We start from the raw sequence: 19,453 nt of genomic DNA on the forward strand, positions 1-19,453 counted from the left end.
TAATTATGTAATTGTAATTTTTAAATTTTTCGTAATTATAGCCCTAATTTTGCCCTGTAAATTATTAATTAACTAAAAAATAAAATTAAAAGTTATGAAAAAGATTTATTCTATCGTTGCAGGAGTTTTGTTTGCTGCGACAGTACATGCACAGGGAACTGAAAATTTTGATACAAGAACAGCTACAGCCGGAACAAGCTACACGACCGCCAGTTTTAGTGGTGCCAATAGTACAACATGGGATTTAAGCGACGGCCGTATCGTAGAATCCAATACCAATAACGTGACAATTTCTGATATGACTGCACTTATCAGAGAGGGATCGGGAGGGCAAACTATTTCTTTTCCGAACGGAATTGGAACCTTAAGTTTTCAATATAAAAAAGCTTTTACAGGTGGTGCAACAAGAACAATTCAGCTGTACGTGAACGGAACCATGGTGAATGAAACTGCTGATTTCGGAACAGGTAACGGTGCACAGACTACGGTCTACAACTACTCTTATCTTATCAATTCAGCAAATCCGGTTACAGTAAGGGTTGCTGCTACAGGTGCTCAGGTTTCTATTGATAATTTTGCATGGACAGCCGCAGATGGGCTTTCAGTTGCAGATTTCAAAAAAGTAAGTCCAAACTTTATCAAAAACACTTTGGTTAAAAACAACGAAATCATTTTCGGTTCTGATGTAAAAGATTTTAAAGTGTATACTTTATCAGGAGCTATCGTTAAAACAGGTGATGTGAAAAACGGATCTACTTTAAATGTTGCTGAACTGGCTAAAGGAAACTATATCGTTACAGGTATCGTAAACAACCAGCCGGTGTCTCAGAAAATCTTAAAAGACTAATTCTTAGTTAAGATATAAATAAGGAACAGCTGTAGAAAATGCAGCTGTTTTTTTTTCTGCTTATACATTGCACTCTTAGAAAATTTAAATCTTTTATGAGAAAGTTTATTGCACGGCCGCATTGAACTTTCCCGTGTTCCGGCAAATGTGTTGCAGGGGTGCGACGGGCTTGTAAGGTTTCCGGCAAAGCTGTTGCAGGGGTGCGGGAAGCTTTCTGTTAGGGTGTTTTCTAATTTTTAGACTTGTTAGGTGTTTTCGTGAGATTTGTACAATAATTTACTGAGTAAGTAGTGAAGGTGAATTTTTTATTTTCAAAAATGGTTTAGTACCAACCTCTCCTCGCAGCATTAATAATTGTTCCAAGATTTAAAATCAAAGTATAACGGATTCTTTTGCCATAATCTTTAAAGCCAGGCTCAAATCCTAAACTCGACTGTACCGGAAGATACACTTCAAGAAAATCAGGGATCACACGTACTTTCAGACCCGAATCCCAGATGAATTTTGGATCGAAGTTTTTGTTTTTATAAACTCCTGCATCAGCGTAAACGTGTATCATTTTCCATACACTCGTATCTAGATTAAAAGAAGTAATCCATTGATTAACGGAGCCTGGAATGAATGATTTAAAACCTCCGTCTGCCAAAACATATTGTTGGGAAAGCAGTCCTTCCGTAGCACTTTGACCTAAGAGATTGTACGAAAATGAATAATCTGAAACTCTTGATATTCCGTAATTGAAAGTGTTGTTTCTGGTTTCGTTTCTTGCAAAATATCCTGCAAAAAGTCTTAAGCTCAGTTTCTGTCTTGGGGCAAATTCCCAACGGTAAAAGGCTTCAGCTGTGATTTTATTGTAATCTTCCATCCCTTGAGTGCTGATGCTTACACTTTTCTCATGAATCATTTGGTTATCGGTATATCCGTAACCCACGCTCCACAAATTGTACTTGGAATAATCGCGGTTAGCTATCATTCTTGCACTCAGATCCCGCTGATAATAGTTGTATGAAACAGCTATTCCCCGACTCACAGTACTTCTCGGAGGTTTCTGAAAACTGATTCCCGCAGATGCTGAAGCTCTGGAATATGCCAGTTTGTAATCATAATGAAACTGAGCCGCAGAAACTCCGAAAGTCAAAGCTCTGATAAAACTTTCAGCCGGCAGAAAAGAGTAGGAGACACCTCCCGAACCTACCATTTTTCCGGTTCCTGTGCTGTAATAAGGTGTTACGGAATAGGCAAATTTCTGATCGAAAAGAGATTCGTTTCTAAAGTTCATCCCAAGCAGAAATTTGTCATAAGCATTGCTGAAACGCACTCTCGGATTTAAATATATTTCATTAAACTCAGGATTCGGAATATCTTTGATGAGTTTAAATTTGATCTTTTTTGAATTGGAGAATATACCTTTTGTGTAAAGATAATTGTCTCTGTAATTGGGCTCAGGAAATATGTAGCCGTTGTTCAGCGTAATTTTATAAAGATTATCTGCCGGAATTTCGAAGGTTTTAAGCCTTTCACCTTTCTCCGTTTCCACCCAATAAGATTTTCTGGAACCGTCACGATTTTCTGTTTCAAGTTTTACAGGAATTGCTTGGTCAGTATTTTTTACAATCCGAACTTCCAGAGCTTCGTCTTTTTTAGCTCTGAAATTTTTCAGTCTGAAATTATCACGGTTTTTCTGTTTTAAAAAATCACTGAAATAAGCTGAAGATTTCTCTTTTTCAGCCAGATCTTTCAGGAAATCTTCGGGATTGATTTGTGTGTCTGTATTTTCTGATATGTAATTTTTAACCAAATCATTAAACTGATTTTCCCCCATTTTATCGGCAGTGTAGCTGAACAGACTTCCTGTCTCAAAGTTGGAAATCGCCATATCGTTGAAGTTGCTCAGCTCCGAAAATCTTTCACCAATTTTTTGATCGAGATTCTGAGTCATGATATATTGATATGCCAAACCATATCGATCAAGCAGTTTTACTTCTGAAGCATGGAAGAATTTTACAGGTTTAATTCCTAAAATCTTTGTCTCGGTGAGATTTCCCAGAAGTTTCGCATCACGGTAAAATTTCTTTAAATATTGAATTTCAAGATAAGATTTCAGTCCGTTTTTGAACCAGTGATGATCTTGTTTATCAGCGATAATTTTTTCATCTAAAACTTTTTTAGAAACGATTCCAAAATAGTCCTGATCTGCTTTTTCAGCATCTGTGAAAAGTTTAAAATTAAATATCCAGAATTTGATATCATTGTTTCCAAAGAAGTCTTCTTTAGCCCTGAATTTTTCAGAAATAAAAAGCCTTTCGGGGATTGTCCCGATTCTGTCTTCTATAAATTTAAGTTGCAGCGGAAGGAAAAATTCAAGATTCTGTTTTTCCTGCTCACTGATGTTGTAGCCGAGTTTGATTTCTGTTTTAAAACTATCTGAACCGATATTTAAAACAGGAAATTTGTCTTTCGAAATAATAAATTCCGGATCAGAATCAAGATAACCTTCAAATGAATTGTCGGTGGTCTGATCAAGATTTCCCTGAGCCTGAAATTCTGCAGGCAGATTCAAATCAATCTTCCAAAAGGTATTGAAATTCACAGATTCTTCAATATCGAGATAATTCCGGCTCAGATTATTTTCTCTATCAAAATGATCGGGAACGATGAAGAAATATTTCAGCGAAGTATTGATATCGGAAGTCCCGTAACCCGTAAATTTTTTATCGGGAAGCTGAAGTTTATATTTTAAATTTAAAACAATTTCTTCTCCGGCTTTTAGAGGATTTTGAAGCGGTAAATAAAGGTTTTCAGTATTTTTCTTTTCAATTAAAAAGTTCTGATCATCTCTGGTAATGCTCAGTTCAAGTAATTTTCCGAGTTCGTCCTGTTTTGCAAAATGAAGTTTGTTGTTCCGGTCTTCCAGTTTTCTGTACACCAAAGCGGTTTTGCGGTTGTTGTAAGCGGCAATCCAGTTGAGAAGTTTCAGGCTGTCCAGATCTTTATCAGAGTGGTTGTGGTACACAATTCTCTGTTCAACGTCAAGTGTTTTTCGGTCTTGAGAAAGTTTAGCACTGATAAAAATACTGTCTTTCTGTGCAGAAATCTGTACAAACCCTAAAAACGAAATAATAACGATGCTGAACTTTTTCAAAATGGCTGATAAAGCATCAAATATAACGTATTTTAGATTTAAATTTAATCATATTTTAAATTAATTTTTAGTCTGAAAAGAACGGTTATTTATCCACAAAAGTCTGTTTTTTCAGGTCGAAAAGTTTTATCTTTTTAAAAATGAGATTTTGATTTCGCCCTTTCATGGCTTTTTCTAACTGAATGATACGAAAAACACAGGGCATTACCCTGTGCTGTTGATTTCGCTCCTGCGGAGCTTATGATATGCAATGTATTTCTACAAAGAATCCTGATATGCTTTCCACCCTTCGTTTTTATACGTAAGCGCTGCTTCTTCAGGGTTTTCAGATTTGTAAATTCCTCTTCCTACGATGATGAAATCTGTGTGAAGTGTCTTAAATACGTGCTCCGGAGTGTTGTACTGCTGTCCTTTTCCGTCTCCTGAATCTGCTAAATTCACTCCGGGAGTAAAGAGCAACATTTCGTCCGGCAACTGATTTTGAGAAACGCCACCAATCACATTGGGATGCGAAGCCGCCACTTTTAAAGCTTCTTCACGGTATGCGCTTGTGGTCAAAGTTCCTTTCGAAGACATTCCGACAATCGCAACAACTCCTACATTTTTAAAGCAATCCAGAGATTCATACCCGCCGATGACCTGAGAGGTGACAAAATCTGCCCAATCCGTAATTTTGAAAACGCCGCTGGTAAACTGAAGCTCCTGAGTGTTTCCGATGTCAGCAAATTTGCGGTCTTCCATTAATAAGAATCGATGTTTTTGAGCCAAAGCTTTTAATGGAACAATGGTTTTTTCATAATCGAAATCTGAAATGATGTCGATGTGTGTTTTTAAAGCGATAACGTGTGGTCCCACTTTTTCAGCCAAAGCCAAAAGTTCGTCAGTCGTTGTCACATCAGCTGATGCGATAAGATTTGATTCTTTTGCCAAAGCTGTTTCCAACAATTTTTTAGAAACTGAATGCTGGGCATTTTCAAATTTTTCCTGATAAGAAAGTCTTTTTTTCTCATCAAACTGAATGTGATTTCCTTTCAAAAAGTCCTGAATTCTTTTCACTTCATCGTCTGAAAGTTCGCCTTCTTTCTGAAGAATAGTGCAGACTTCCGAGATATTGAAAAGGGTATGAACTTTAAATCCTTTGCTTTCCAAAAGCTGTTTTCCGCCCTGTTCACGGTCTAAAACCACAATAATGTCCGCAACCTTCAGATCTTCATTTTCTACTTCGGCAATGGTTTCGATTAAAGATTTTCCGGATGTGATTACGTCTTCCACCAAAAGACAGTTTTGTCCTTTTTGATAAATTCCTTCGATCAGTTTTTTGGTTCCGTAATTTTTTGCCTCTTTTCTTTTAATAATTAATGGAATATAACTTTCAAGAGACATCGCCGTAGCCATCGGAAGTGCAGCGTAAGGAACACCACAAATCAAATCAAAATTATCCAGCGGAAGCATTTCCAAAAGATAATTGGCAAGGTTTTTAAGGATTTTCGGGTCTGATGCCAATGGTCTTAAATCTACATAAAACGGACTTTCGATACCGCTTTTCAAAGTAAATCTTCCAAATTTGATGATTCCCAGCTTGTAGCATTCTAAAAAGAATTCTTTCTTACTTTCCATTAATTTTTTATTAGATTCTGCAAATTTAAGGATTTGAATTTTAAATGACGACTCGCTTAGACGTTTCACGGTCATTTATTTTAAAATTAAAAAAGTCATTTCCCTTTTAAGAAAATGACTTTTCTGAGCTATTATTTTACGATCTCAGCGTCGATAATTTTGGTTTCGCCCAATCTCCTTTCGGCTTCCCAAAGAAGAAATTTATCTACTTCCCGAATGAGTTTAGGAATTGCGAGCGACAAAATCGCCAAATCATCCATTACTCCCACCACGGGAAAGATAAAATCAGGAATTAAATCTATCGGAGAAATGACGTAAAGTAAACCCAACATGGGTAAAATCACATCAATTGATCTCATGGGATACATTCCCTTTCTCCAGAATTTCACCATTCGGAAAATATCCGGAATTTTTTTGATAAAGCCTTTGTGGCGAATTGCTTCTTTAGCAAGATGAAGTTTAGAATATTTCATTTTGTGTTTGTTTTTAATTTAACATTTTTATAATTCACAAATTCTGTACCAGCAAATAATAAAAAGTGTTAAGATAATTTTCGGTGTCTAAAATACACATTATTAGATATTAAAAAACTTTTTTCAGTAAAAAATTTATCAGAATTATTTAATGATATTATCAATGAACTGATGAATGGTTTCGGCATCCCAGTTGGTTGCAGCATCTTCTTTAATAATAATTCTCCCCGTTTTGTCCAGCAAAAATGTTGTGGGAAAAGCCTTTGGAAGCAGTTTTTCTGAAATCGGACTCTGTGCAATATAAACAGGAACGGTATAATTATTTTCTTTTAAATATTTTCTTACAGCGTCTTCCTGATCGTTCATGGCAATCAAAACAAAATCTACATGACCTTTTCTGCCGTCATACAGTTTCTGGATGGATGGCCACTCTTTACGACATGGCGGACACCACGTTCCCCAAAAATTCAGAAATATCGGTTTGTCTTTAAAGTTTTTAAGATTGGTACTTGCCACGTTGATGCCTTTCAGTTCTACATCATAATCTTCAGGAGCGATGTGTACCGCTTTTTCAATTGCAGCCACCGGAAAAAAAGCTTCTTTCAGTTTAAGCTGAAGACCGGGAATAAAAAAGATGCAACCCAGAATAACCAGAATGACGATATAAATAATGTTTTTTTTCATATGTACTTATTTATTGTTTTTAAAGGTCATCCCGAAGAGTCGGGACAAGTAATGCAATCGCTTTGTCTTTAATGAGATGGTTGTTTTGTAAAGTAGGCGATTTCATATTTAATTTTTCTGTAATTTACAGTAATTCAAGGATTTCTGCAACAGCATCTTTACCTCTGTTTTTTGCATAGTAAAGTTGAAGATCATTGTAGAAAGTCTCCCTCGGATACGCTTCGGGATCAGCCTTAAACTTAAGTAAAAGTTCGTGCCCGAATTTTGGACGCGGTCCCCACGAATTTTTCACACTAAAGTCTTCATTTAAAATTAGAACTTTAGGAATCGATTCTGTGCCGTTTGTCAGAAACTGATTGATCAGGCTTTTATCGCTGTCTCTAAGGAATATTTTTACTTCATTTTTTCCTTCAAAAAACTTCACCAACGCCGGAACTGTCGCGCTTGCGTCACCGCACCAAGCTTCAGAGATAATTAAAATCTTTCCTTTAAAATTTTTTGACTCCAAGGTTTGAAGCTGCTCTTCATCCGGTGTATATTTTTTCCACGTTCTGTCGATGCGTTGAAGCCCGAGTTCGTAGTATTGTTTATATTCTTTTTCCTGTTCATTTGCAGGATTTTCAAGTCTTTGTCTTCCGATTTGCACATATTCTTCGAAAGAAATGGCGTTGTCCCAGTAATTTTTCATTACTAATTTATATTAAAAATTGTTGATGTTTCTTGTTTTGTTAATCAGGTAAAGGTCGGCAAGTACGAAAGCTGCAAGGGCTTCCACCACGGGAACTGCTCGCGGCAGAACGCAGGCATCATGTCTCCCTTTTCCTTCCACGGTTACCTTTTCGCCACTTCTATTCACACTTTCCTGGGGCTGTAAAATTGTGGCAACAGGTTTAAAAGCGACTCTGAAATAAATATCCATTCCATTGGAAATTCCACCCTGAATTCCTCCTGAAAGATTGGATTTAGTTGAAAAATCTTCGTTAAAAAGATCGTTGTGCTCTTTGCCTGTCATTTTTGCACCACAGAAACCGCTTCCGTATTCAAAACCTTTACAGGCATTGATGTTAAGCATTGCTTTTGCCAGTTCAGCCTGTAGTTTTGAGAAAACGGGCTCGCCAATTCCTGCAGGTACATTTTTGATAACACAGGTGATTGTTCCCCCGATAGTATTGCCTTCTTTTTTGATTTCTTTAATTTTTGAAATCATTTTTTCTGCAGTTTCAGCATCCGGACAACGGACTTCATTGCTTTCAGTTTTAGAAAAATCCAAAGCCTGATAAGGCTTTTCGCAGAAAATTTCTCCTACTGAAGAAACATAAGCGTTGATTTCAAATTCTGGTAAAAGCTGTTTTGCTAAAGCTCCTGCTACAACCCAGTTGATGGTTTCACGAGCAGAAGATTTCCCTCCACCACGGTAATCTCTAATTCCAAATTTTTGGTCATAGGTAAAATCCGCATGGCTTGGGCGGTAAGAACTGGCAATGTGATCGTAATCTTTCGATTTCTGATTTTCATTTTCGATGGTGAAACCGATAGGCGTTCCTGTAGATTTTCCTTCAAAAATTCCTGATAGAAACTGTACGGTATCACTTTCTTTACGTTGCGTTACAATTGCCGACTGGCCAGGCTTTCTGCGGTCAAGTTCTGCCTGAATTTTTTCTAAACTGATCTCTACGCCTGCCGGAAAATTATTGATAATTCCACCATAAGCTGTGCCATGACTTTCCCCGAAGGAAGTAAGGCTGAGAAGATTTCCTAAGCTGTTAAACATAGTACAAAATTACCGAAATTTATTCAGATGAGAAAAAAGCAGATCAGGGTTGCTGATAGTTGTTTTTAATGACTTTTATAGCGTTATCCAATTCCTTTTTTTCTTTTTGATCCAATTTTTTCCAAATAAATCCGTCTTTAATGTTTTTAGTATTTTTCAATTGAGGAAATATTCCAAGTTTTTGATAATCAAACATAAAACCCTCTGAGATTGCCGGCGCAGGCGTTTCGTAATTAAAAGGATATTTTTTTGAAACGTTTAAATTTAAATTTCCAACCTTAAAACTGTTGTAACTATTGTGGAAATATTCTGCTGGCTTGTACAGTTGAGCAATTTGAAACTTTCCCATTGTGTTTCCTAATCTAAAACTTGGGACAAGGTATTTCAAAATTTCAGGGTTGATCAGAAAACTTAATGTTGCCAAACTACCTGTAGAGAACATTAGAATTGAAAACTTTTTGATGTTGAGGGCATAAAAAACCGCAATAAATACTACAGGGTATACTTCCAAATAAAATCGGTACTGCGCAGAAAATGAAAGAATTATAATTGACTTTAAAAGCAATGAACCAAACAAGATATAATGCGTTTTCTCTTTTTTAATAAATGTAAAAACTCCATAAAATAATAAAGAAGCAAGGAATCCGATATTAAATATTGATTTAACTCCCGAAATAAAAAGCCAGTTTACAATTTTTTCCTTTAAACTGAAGTTTTTGATTTGTTCTAAAGAATATTGAGCGTCGTATGTTTTTAAAACCGCGTATTCAGAGCTTTGTCTCATCATTTCAGGATTGGGTTTCCATGGAAAATTTAAATTGAAAGCAGTGATTGGGAAAACAGGGTATCCGAAAATCCAGATGTTTTTAATAATGAAAAGACTTAAAACAAATGTGCCTGAAAGTATTATTTTTAAAGACATTTCTCTTCTCAGAATCATATTTAGAAATACAAAAACCGGAAGCCAAATCATTGTCGGTTTAATTGTGAAAATAAAAATGCTGAATGCAAGAAATCCGGAATTAATCTGTATTTTAGTCAATATCTCATGAACAACAATCAACGAAAAAACATAAGCAGGCAAATCCGGACTTGGAGATTGAAGGAAGAATAGAAATATCGGGAAAAATGCCAGATGAATCCAGTTTTTATTTTCAAAAATGTAGATAAGATAGGTAACTGCAACCAATAAATTGATTCTCAGAAAAGGATCGGAAAAATGTGAAAATGCCGTCTGGAAAATATGCCACGCAGACATTTGACCGAGTGTAAGATCTAAATTTGAAATTCCCTTAATCAAACCAAATTCAGAAAGCCACCTGATCGTAGGAATGTAATATCCAAAATGATCCAGAATGAAAGGGTAGAAGCTTGCGCAGGCAACACAGATGATTACTGATGCATAAAAAGCCCAACCTGCATTTTTAAAAAAAGTAAATAGTTTCTGATAAAATTTTTCTTTAACGAAATATGACAGTCCGATACACAAGATGATTGCTTCAATGTAAACATTGACGGCGAAAAAAAATGCAGTTACAGTTAAAAGTAAACTTAATAGTGTTATGCCGGATAATATTTTCCCTGAAATGCCTTCAATCAGATTAAAATGAAATGTTTTTTCGGCAATCAAACCCCATCCAATCAACGTGGGTAAAAGTAGAATGAGGGATAAAATGAGTAAAAGCATAAAAAAAGATTGCTTAAAATTAAGCAATCTTTAGTTAAAAAAATATATAAAAGTGGTTTGGTAGGTTGAATTATCTCGGTTGTACACGACCATCTTTTCTATCGCCAGATCTACCAATGGTATAACCTGTTGCACCACCGACTACACCGCCGATTACTGCACCGAGACCTCTGTTTTTCTTACTGATGATGGCACCCGCTGCGGCTCCACCTACGGTACCAATGATTGTACCTTTGGCAGCTTTACTCATCCCTTTTTTCTGAGTTGTACCCTGTGATGATGTACCGGAACCATTGCTGGCCACCGCTCCAGAAGAAGAACCTGATGAAGGACTGTTTCTATAAATTGTTCGTGTTTCACGGATTACCTGAGGTTTTGCAGCCGCTACAGCTGCCACAGCTGCTTCCTGTTTTTCAATTTCAGCAAGGCTGTCTGATCTCTTTTGAGCCTCGTAAGCCATTCTCTCTTTTTCGATAGCTAATTTCTGTTTTTCAATCTCAAGTTGTCTCGACTGAAATTCAAGTTTTTGCTGTTCAAGAGTTTGCTCGGCAATTTTATCGTCTTTTTTACAGGCTGTGAACAAGAAAACTGATAACAAACCTGATACTATAATCTTTTTCATAACGCAAATTTTATATTCAAAATCATTTGAATGTTTATACCTGCTTAATTTCAATTATGAAGCCAAAATAAAGTTAAAGAATGTTAAAATAAAATATGGTACCTTAAACACGTGTTTATCAACTGCATTGCAAGAGAATTTATTTTTGAAATATTTCAGTTTTCTACTTAAAATTTATTTTTAATAGCTTTTTCCACAACACAGCAATCAATTTCTTCAATTACAAAAAGTAACTAATGAATTTTATTAGCTTTAAATTTGCGTAAGTTAAACTTAAATTCAAAATAATCAATTTTTAAAGGAGAATGAATTCACCTTTAAAGAGTAAATATTTAAACATGAAAAATTTCGAAATATCAGTGCTTGACTTAGCTCCCGTAAAACAGGGCAAAACAATTCACGATACTTTTCAGGACAGTTTGTCTCTGGCTAACTTCGCTGAAAATTTAAATTATAAAAGATTCTGGCTTGCTGAACATCACAATATGGAAAGCATAGCCAGTTCCGCAACATCAGTTCTGATTGGTTTTATCGCCAACGGAACAAAAAAAATAAGAGTCGGTTCAGGTGGAATTATGCTTCCTAATCACAGTTCGCTCGTTATAGCCGAACAGTTCGGAACTTTAGAATCACTTTTCCCCGGAAGAATTGATTTGGGTTTGGGAAGAGCTCCCGGAACAGACGGTCTGACTGCTCAGGCATTGGGGCGAAATCCTGCCATCATTAACGAACAGTTTCCGAGACAGGTTCTGGAATTACAGAAATATTTTTCCAAAGAAAATTCAAATGCTTTGGTTCGTGCGATTCCGGGTGAAGGTCTGGATATTCCGATGTATATTCTCGGTTCAAGTACCGACAGCGCCTGGCTGGCAGCTGAACTGGGATTGCCGTATGCTTTTGCCGGACATTTTGCTCCCGAACAAATGGAAATGGCGTTTAAAATCTACAGAGAACACTTCGAGCCTTCGAAATATTTAGATAAACCGTATGTTTTGGCTTGTGTAAACGGTGTTGCCGCAGAAACTTCTAAGGAAGCTCATTTTCTTTCCACGACATTGTTTCAGGCATTCATCAACATCATTAGAAATGACAGAAAGCCTTTTCCGGCGCCGGTTGAAGATATGGATGCGATTTGGTCTGCTATGGAAAAGTCTATGGTTTTACAGAAATTAAAATTCAGTTTTATTGGAAATCAAGAAGAGATTGCTGAGCAGATCAAAAACTTTCAGGAAAAATATCAGGTGGATGAACTGATGATTAATTCTCACATTTACGACCACCAGAAAAGACTGGAGTCGTACGAAATCATTAGAAAAGCGAAAGACTCTTTGGTTGGATGACACATAAGTCACAGAGAGTTTTTTCAGCTTTGAAAATATTTTAGAGCATATTAGAGAAAAAATCAAAGATTTTTGGGTGGGAGTGTTTAAAGTCGGTTTGTGGGATTATAAAATTAAAATAATTCCTCCTTTAAAATTAAAGGACCATCATGTTTCTTATGTCATTATTGAAAATCTTGGATTTTCAAATCTTATGTACTCTAAAATGTTTTCAATATTTACAGCTAAAACTAATGTGACTCACGTGTCAAAACAATACTGTAGATTAAAGAAATTATAAACCGCCGTTAATAATTGTTGATGCTTATTTTATTGAGTATCTTTGCGAAAATTCAAAGTAAAAATGTCAGATATTAAACTAAATACTATTCCAGAGGCGATCGAAGACCTTAAAAATGGTAAAATAATCATAGTAGTAGACGATGAGGATAGAGAAAATGAAGGTGACTTTCTTTGTGCTGCCGAGCTTACAACACCTGCGTTGATCAACTTTATGGCAGTTCACGGAAGAGGTTTGATCTGTATGCCCCTTCCTGAAAAAAGATGTGATGAATTAGGATTGGATGTGATGGTAAGCCGCAGCAGTGATCCTAAAGAAACCGCTTTTACCGTTTCTGTAGACCTTTTAGGCGATGGAACTTCTACAGGAATTTCTGCAGGAGACAGAGCAAAAACGATTTTAGCTTTAATGGATGAGAAATCTAAACCAACAGATTTCATGCGTCCGGGTCACATTTTCCCGCTTCGTGCAAGAAAAGGTGGTGTTTTGAAAAGAGCGGGTCATACTGAGGCTGCAATCGACTTAACTTGTCTGGCAGGTTTAAAAGAAGGTGGAGTAATCTGCGAAATTATGAATGAAGACGGTTCTATGTCCCGTTTGCCTGATTTACAGGTTTTTGCCCAAAAGCATGATATGAAAATCGTTTCCATCGAAGATTTGATTCATTATCAGCTTAAAAAAGGAAATTTAATTGAAAGAATTGAAGAAAGAGAAGTGAAAACTGCGTATGGAGACTTCCATTTCTGCGCTTTCAGAGAAACTTCTAATGATCAGATTCACTTTGCTTTAACAAAAGGAACGTGGACAGTTGATGAGCCTGTTTTGGTACGAGTTCAGTCTTCTGATTCTTATTTTGACGTTTTGACGAGACTGAATAACGGTGAAAAACCTCAGTTGGAAAAGGTAACTTCGATGATTAACGAAGCCGGAAAAGGAGCGATTATTTTCATCAATAATGTTTCAAATTCTGAGAATACTTTAAGAAAATTACAGCAGTTCCTCAATTATCAGGACGGCCAACAAAAACATCCGACGGCTGCATTCAATTACAGAGATTACGGTATCGGAACTCAGATTTTAAAGAATTTAGGGATTAATAAATTCAGAGTAATCACTCAAAATCCTGACGTTAAGCCACAAGTTGGAGGTTATGATGTTGAGGTAACAGAGATGGTTCAGCTTTGATTGTGAATTGTGAATTGTCAATTTGCTTCGCAAGTGAATTTTTCTAAATGATTAAATTGACAGCGTAGCTAATTCACATTTGACAATTGACTTCGACGAAATAAAAATGGCTTGATTTACTCAAGCCATTCTTATTTCGTCGAAATTCTTAAATCCATTTAGAAAATCTTTGACATTCATTCTTTTCTTTCCTTCTAACTGAAGCTCTGACGGATAATAGATTCCATCTTTTGTAAAGATTTTAAAATCATTTTTTGAAATTTCTAAGCTTCCAAAAGGTTTTCCGTGTTGTGAAACTTCAAATTTTCCAGCATAAATTTTTAATCCTTTTTCTTCTTCTCCAATTTTTAAAGTCGTGAAGGCAGCTGGATAAGGAGACATTCCTAAGATAAACTGATGAACTTCTTTGGAGGTTTTTGTCCAGTCGATTCTGGTATCTTCTTTAAAGATTTTATAAGCGTTTTTCGGATGTTCAACTTCAGGCTGAGGTCTTTCAACGATTGAGTTTGTGGCTAATCCGTCCAGTGTTTTTACGACTAATTTTGAGCCCATTTCCATCAGTCTGTCGTGCAGATGTCCTGCATTTTCATCTTCCAAAACCGGAATTTCTTCCTGCAGTAAAATATTTCCTTCATCAATTTTTTCATTGATGAAAAATGTGGTTGCACCTGTTTTTTCTTCTCCGTTAATCACCGCATAGTTGATTGGAGCAGCGCCTCTGTAATCGGGTAGAAGGGAAGCATGAAGGTTGAAAGTTCCCATTTTAGGCATTGCAAACAAAACTTTAGGCATCATTCTGAAAGCAACGACTACGAAAACATCAGCATCTAATTTTCGCAATTCCTCTAAAAATTCAGAATTTCTTAATTTTTCAGGTTGAAAAATAGGGATATTCTTTTCCGCAGCAAAAACTTTTACGGGAGATTGATTTATTTTTTGTCCGCGACCGCTGGCTTTATCGGCAACGGTTACAACGCCTACAACTTCATGATGAGACTGATGGATGGCTTCCAATGAGGTCTTTGCAAACTCGGGAGTACCTAAAAAAACGACTTTCAATGATTTCATTGTGCAAAGATAAAACTATGAAGTCAAAATTGAGAAATTGAAAGACCTGAATTTTATAACAACCATATTGTTTGTAATAAATTATTCACTATTCATCAATCATGACTGCTCATTACTCATTGCACATTATTTATGTCAAAGCGTACGTTCGGAAATTAAGCATTTTTACTTTACCTGAATCTAATAAGAAAATCAGGTTTTCCAGAATGTTTTCTTTGGTCTGATATTGTAACTGAACCGAAATTTCTTCAATCGTTGCAGGTTTTTTACTTAAAACCTTTAGGATTTCTGATGAGACATCTTTTCCGAAAATAGATTGTTTGTTTTTCTCACAAACCGTGCATTGTCCACAGTTTTTAGTATTTTTTTCGCCAAAATAGGAGAGAATCAATTTCATTTTGCAGTATTGATTGTCTTCAATAAAGAATTTCATTTCTTCCCATTTCTGGATTTTATTTTTCTGAATATGTTCAAAAAGTTTCCAGTAAATTCCTGCATTAGATCTTTCATCTCTAGGTTTTAAGAATTTTACTGAAGCTAGAGCACCATCGATGTATTCCAGATAATTTTTCTGTTGAAGTTCTTTAAGTCTTTCTTTGATGAGATGAATGCTCACGCTGATTTTATCGCTGACCTTTTGCTCGCTGAACATCACTTTGTGCGTTGTAATTCCTGAAATACTTCTGAGCATTAATTCAATAAAATAGGCATCTTTTGCCGGAAGCTGATCTATTTCATCAGGTTTAATCAACAATTCGAGTGATGATAAACTTTTATTGCTGTTATGGTAAATGATTTCCTGTGTGTGAAGGAAATTCAGTACATTTTTGATTTTTGCCGTTGAAAGCTTGGTGAAATTCTGAATTCCGGAGATATTCAATTGAAAAACTTTTTCCGGCAGTTCAAATTCTGCTACCTGAAATTTAGAATATAAAAAACTTATAATTTTTAAAAACTCTGCCTTATTTGGGATTTGATTTCGTAATATTTGATCAAAGTTTGAAATTTCCTGCTGATTCCAAAGCATAAAAGCATAGCTTTTTTTTCCATCTCTTCCGGCACGGCCAATTTCCTGATAATAATTTTCAATCGACTGAGAGGGGGAGAAGTGGATGACAAAACGCACATTATCTTTGTCAATTCCCATTCCGAAAGCATTCGTAGAGATTAAAACATTTTGGTCACTACTGTTCCAAAAATTCTGTCTTTCATTCTTCTCTTTGGTCGTCAATCCTGCGTGGAAATAATCAACATTTTGAAGGTTGTGTCTGTGAAGATATTCGGTTAAAAGCTCAGCATCTTTTCTCGTTCGTACATATATAATTCCAGATTCTTTCGCGTATTTAAGAATATTAAAAACTTTTGAATATTTATCTGAAATTTCTTCGCTGAAAATTTTAATATTTTCTCTCCTAAAACTTTTCTGAAATACCTGAGGATTTTTAAGTTCCAGTTTAGTTTTAATTTCCTCTAAAACTTTAGGAGTTGCAGTTGCTGTCAAAGCCAAGCAAGGAATTTCGGGATTGTTTTTTCTGAACTCTTTAATATTCTGATAGCTCGGTCTGAAATCCTGTCCCCACTCTGAAATACAGTGTGCTTCATCTACAGCTATAAACGATAATTGAATTTCTTCCATCTGCTGAACGAAGAGTTTGTTGGTCAGTCTTTCAGGAGAAACGTATAATAATTTTGTTAAACCGTCTTTGCATCTGTTGTAAATAACTTCTGCATCAAATTCATCAAGCTCAGAACTTAGATATTCTGCTTCAATTCCTCTGAATTTTAATTGATTGACCTGATCCTTCATCAACGCCAGTAAAGGTGAAATTACAAGACACGTTCCTTCCTGCAACAAAGATGGAAGTTGGTAGCATAGTGATTTTCCGGCTCCTGTAGGAAGTAAAACTAATGTGTCTTTTCTATTGATTACAGAATCAATGATCTGTTCCTGAGCATCTCTGAAATGATCGTGACCCCAAAAATGTTTTAGGGTCTGACTTTTAAGCTGATTAAAATCCTGTGAAGAAATCATAAAGTAAATGTAAGGAAAGTATTGAAACAAAAAAAGTCACGCAATGCGTGACTTTAAATTTATAATTAAATTTTTATTATTTAGCGTCGAAGTAAACTCTTCTGTTTGCTCTGTTTTTCCATTCAGGGCATTTTTCAGCTGGGTCACATTCAGGGTATTTAAGATCTTTTTCTCCTCTACCAACAGAATTAAGCTTAGAAGCATCAACACCGTTTTTGATTAGATAATTCTTTACACTGTTTGCTCTTCTTTCAGAAAGTTTCTGGTTGTAAGCATCAGAAGCTCTTGTATCAGTTGCTCCGATTACAGTATAAGTACCTGTAGAAGAGTTGATATAGCTTACTGCATTATTAAGAATCGGAGTGTTAGAAGGTAAAATTCTATCTGAATTTAAATCAAATTCAATTCCTTCAAGTTTTGTTTCATTTTCAATTACAGTACCTGGAACTACAGCTGGTGTTGTAGGACAACCGTTGTTTTCAACAGGACCAGGAACAGTTACACACTGATCATAAAGGTCGATTACACCGTCAAGGTCTGTATCTAAAGCAACACCTGCACCGTCAACTCTTGCACCAGCAGGAGTGTTCAATTCTCTGTCCCAATCGTCACAAACACCATCATTGTCTAAGTCACCTTTTTTACAAACTTCAACTTCTTGGTTTTTCTCAGCCAAAACATCAAGCTTCCAATAGATTTCCTGCAATGGGTCATGCCACATTAAGTGAGATTCATGCTTACCAAGTTTTAGAGTTAAACCAAGTGTTGCATTGAAGAAATTATCAGAGATTTGATCTTCTCTCTTGTTGATGTCACTGTATTGTGCACCTCCACCATCGAACTCATCATCTCCTGTGTATACATACATTAATCTTCCTTCAAGATCCAGTCTTCTGTTTATTTTGTATTTCAAACCAGCACCCGCTTGCGCAAATAGATTGGTAAGATTGAAAGGTTTAACTTCAGTAGCTAATCTCTGACCTTTTTCATCTTTTTGAAAAGCCTTGTAACCAAAAGTTCCTACACCAGCATAGCCATGTAATGCCCATCTGTAAGGAGATTTGTTATCAACTCTTCTAAGAAGATTTGAGATATTAACATCTCCCAAAATTGAGATCATGTTGTATTGAGTTCTTGCACCTACTCTTTGGTATACAGACGCATCAGAAGGAGCAGCATCTTTTGTGTTGAACCAACCTTGTCTGGTTTCACCTCTGTCGTACTGTAAATTTATACCGAATGCGTGTGTAATTGCTTTATTTACACTCACATACATTGAGTAACCAAAAAGGTTTTTACCGTTACCATTCTTAATAGAGGTAAGGTCAGCAGACTGTACTAAGGGAACACCTACTCCTGCAGAAATAGACCAATCATTGAATCTTTTAGATTCCTGAGTAAATTTTGAAACATTTGCAGAACCGGACGAAAATGTATTTGGATATTGCTGTGCAGAACTTACAGCTGTAGAGTCCTGTGCAAAGTTTAGTGTCGGGATCGCTAAAGCAAATGCAACAATTGCTAAACTTAATTTCATAGTGTATTTTTTATTTGTTATTACTTGATTTGATCATTTCAGTTGTTAAATTAACTAAATGATGTTTTTATTTAGGACAACCGTTGTTTTCTTGTGGTCCTGCTACAGTTACACATTTATCATAAAGATCAATGACTCCGTCAAGATCCATATCTAATGCTACACCAGCACCATCAACTCTTGCACCGGCAGGAGTATCAAGCTGTCTGTCCCAGTCGTCACATACACCATCATTATCCATATCTCCTTTTTCACACACAACTAATTCTGTTGATGTGTTTTCAAGATCATACATACGGCCATAAACCTCCTGTAAAGGATCATGCCATGCAAGATGTGTATTGTGCTTACCTAATTTAAATGAAAGACCTAAAGTGAAACTCATCGCTCCGTCTGAATAACTGTCATTAATAAGGTTGTAGTTGATTCTGTCCCCTGTTGGTGTATCTAAAGATCTACCTTCTCCACCACCATCAAATTCTTCATCCATACTGTTGATATAGATTACTCTTGCTTCAAGATCTACAAGTTTTGATACATTATATTTCAAACCTACCGCTGCCTGCCAGAAGAATGATGAAATTTCAAGTTTCTGGTCGTTCCTGATTGGAATTCTTGGCGGATTGGTGCTCCATCTTGAAGCATCGTTATCAATAAGCTCTGTTTTGAAAGCCATGATACCTCCTCCTAAATATCCATGAAGTGCCCATCTGTAAGGTGATTTGTTATCAACTCTTCTCAATAGATTTGAAAAGTTAATATCTCCTAATAATGAGATTTGTTTGTACTTCGTCCATGCATTAGCGAGACCGGCAGCTGGATTTGTCGCCAATTCTGCCTGTTGCTTTGTTTCTCCCATTTGGTACTGTAAATCAATTCCAAAGGTGTGATTAATTTGCTTATCAATACTTGCATAAGCATTCCATCCCCAATTTACTTTATCTCCGTAGAATGACGTTACATCTGCAAAAGTCATGAATGCAGGACCTCCACCAATTGAAACAGACCAATCGTTAAACTTACGATTAGCATTGGTAAAAGTCTGCACGTTGGCAGAGCCCGAAGAAAAGGTGTTAGGATATTCGTGTGAATGACTAATTGCAATACTGTCCTGTGCGTAAGTAGCTATAGGAAGTGCAGCCAACAATAATAAACCTAATTTCATACA

General features: G+C 36.1%; 15 protein-coding genes. 3 read left to right on the forward strand and 12 right to left on the reverse strand.

The window, feature by feature from the left end; translation table 11 throughout:
• Positions 1-94 precede the first annotated feature (94 nt).
• Entirely contained in the window at positions 95-847 is a 753-nt protein-coding gene (locus AC2A1G_RS05155) for a T9SS type A sorting domain-containing protein (protein ID WP_484045868.1), read from the forward strand.
• Between the two features lie 322 nt (positions 848-1,169).
• Here AC2A1G_RS05155 and AC2A1G_RS05160 read toward each other — a convergent pair whose 3' ends face one another.
• The 8 genes from AC2A1G_RS05160 to AC2A1G_RS05195 form a co-directional block, all read right to left on the reverse strand.
• Positions 1,170-3,989, reverse strand: a complete 2,820-nt coding sequence (locus tag AC2A1G_RS05160; RefSeq protein WP_484045869.1) for an aminopeptidase — start codon at positions 3,987-3,989, stop codon at positions 1,170-1,172.
• Positions 3,990-4,247: 258 nt separating this feature from the next.
• Complete coding sequence (gene pyrF, locus AC2A1G_RS05165) at positions 4,248-5,606, reverse strand: orotidine-5'-phosphate decarboxylase (RefSeq protein WP_484045870.1); 1,359 nt, start codon at positions 5,604-5,606, stop codon at positions 4,248-4,250.
• Positions 5,607-5,737: 131 nt separating this feature from the next.
• Complete coding sequence (locus AC2A1G_RS05170) at positions 5,738-6,079, reverse strand: YkvA family protein (RefSeq protein ID WP_262149038.1); 342 nt, start codon at positions 6,077-6,079, stop codon at positions 5,738-5,740.
• A 144-nt stretch (positions 6,080-6,223) separates the two neighbouring features.
• Entirely contained in the window at positions 6,224-6,763 is a 540-nt protein-coding gene (locus AC2A1G_RS05175) for a TlpA family protein disulfide reductase (RefSeq protein ID WP_484045871.1), read from the reverse strand.
• Between the two features lie 124 nt (positions 6,764-6,887).
• On the reverse strand, positions 6,888-7,451 hold the full coding sequence (locus AC2A1G_RS05180) for a thioredoxin family protein (protein WP_484045872.1): 564 nt from the start codon (positions 7,449-7,451) through the stop codon (positions 6,888-6,890).
• A 12-nt stretch (positions 7,452-7,463) separates the two neighbouring features.
• Positions 7,464-8,534, reverse strand: coding sequence for a chorismate synthase (gene aroC / locus AC2A1G_RS05185; RefSeq protein ID WP_484045873.1), 1,071 nt, complete (start codon positions 8,532-8,534; stop codon positions 7,464-7,466).
• A gap of 43 nt (positions 8,535-8,577) precedes the next feature.
• Entirely contained in the window at positions 8,578-10,221 is a 1,644-nt protein-coding gene (locus AC2A1G_RS05190) for an LIC_10190 family membrane protein (RefSeq protein ID WP_484045874.1), read from the reverse strand.
• A 70-nt stretch (positions 10,222-10,291) separates the two neighbouring features.
• Positions 10,292-10,843, reverse strand: a complete 552-nt coding sequence (locus AC2A1G_RS05195; RefSeq protein ID WP_484045875.1) for a YMGG-like glycine zipper-containing protein — start codon at positions 10,841-10,843, stop codon at positions 10,292-10,294.
• Positions 10,844-11,181: 338 nt separating this feature from the next.
• Here AC2A1G_RS05195 and AC2A1G_RS05200 point away from each other — a divergent pair, with 338 nt between their 5' ends.
• Both AC2A1G_RS05200 and ribB read left to right on the forward strand, forming a co-directional pair.
• Complete coding sequence (locus AC2A1G_RS05200; RefSeq protein ID WP_484045876.1) at positions 11,182-12,183, forward strand: LLM class flavin-dependent oxidoreductase; 1,002 nt, start codon at positions 11,182-11,184, stop codon at positions 12,181-12,183.
• Between the two features lie 343 nt (positions 12,184-12,526).
• The gene (gene ribB / locus AC2A1G_RS05205) at positions 12,527-13,648 is read left to right on the forward strand and encodes a 3,4-dihydroxy-2-butanone-4-phosphate synthase (protein WP_484045877.1); all 1,122 of its coding nucleotides are present in this window, start codon (positions 12,527-12,529) and stop codon (positions 13,646-13,648) included.
• Between the two features lie 120 nt (positions 13,649-13,768).
• Here the strand turns inward: ribB and fmt are convergent, their stop codons facing one another.
• From fmt to AC2A1G_RS05225, 4 genes are all read right to left on the reverse strand, one after another.
• The gene (gene fmt / locus AC2A1G_RS05210) at positions 13,769-14,716 is read right to left on the reverse strand and encodes a methionyl-tRNA formyltransferase (RefSeq protein WP_484045878.1); all 948 of its coding nucleotides are present in this window, start codon (positions 14,714-14,716) and stop codon (positions 13,769-13,771) included.
• Between the two features lie 130 nt (positions 14,717-14,846).
• Complete coding sequence (locus AC2A1G_RS05215; RefSeq protein ID WP_484045879.1) at positions 14,847-16,748, reverse strand: RecQ family ATP-dependent DNA helicase; 1,902 nt, start codon at positions 16,746-16,748, stop codon at positions 14,847-14,849.
• A gap of 76 nt (positions 16,749-16,824) precedes the next feature.
• Positions 16,825-18,285: an OmpA family protein gene (locus tag AC2A1G_RS05220; RefSeq protein ID WP_484045880.1), complete on the reverse strand. Its 1,461-nt coding sequence runs from the start codon at positions 18,283-18,285 to the stop codon at positions 16,825-16,827.
• Positions 18,286-18,352: 67 nt separating this feature from the next.
• Complete coding sequence (locus AC2A1G_RS05225) at positions 18,353-19,450, reverse strand: OmpA family protein (protein WP_484045881.1); 1,098 nt, start codon at positions 19,448-19,450, stop codon at positions 18,353-18,355.
• Positions 19,451-19,453: the final 3 nt, after the last annotated feature.

Source organism: Chryseobacterium sp. HNCC26DJ240 (assembly GCF_057180485.1).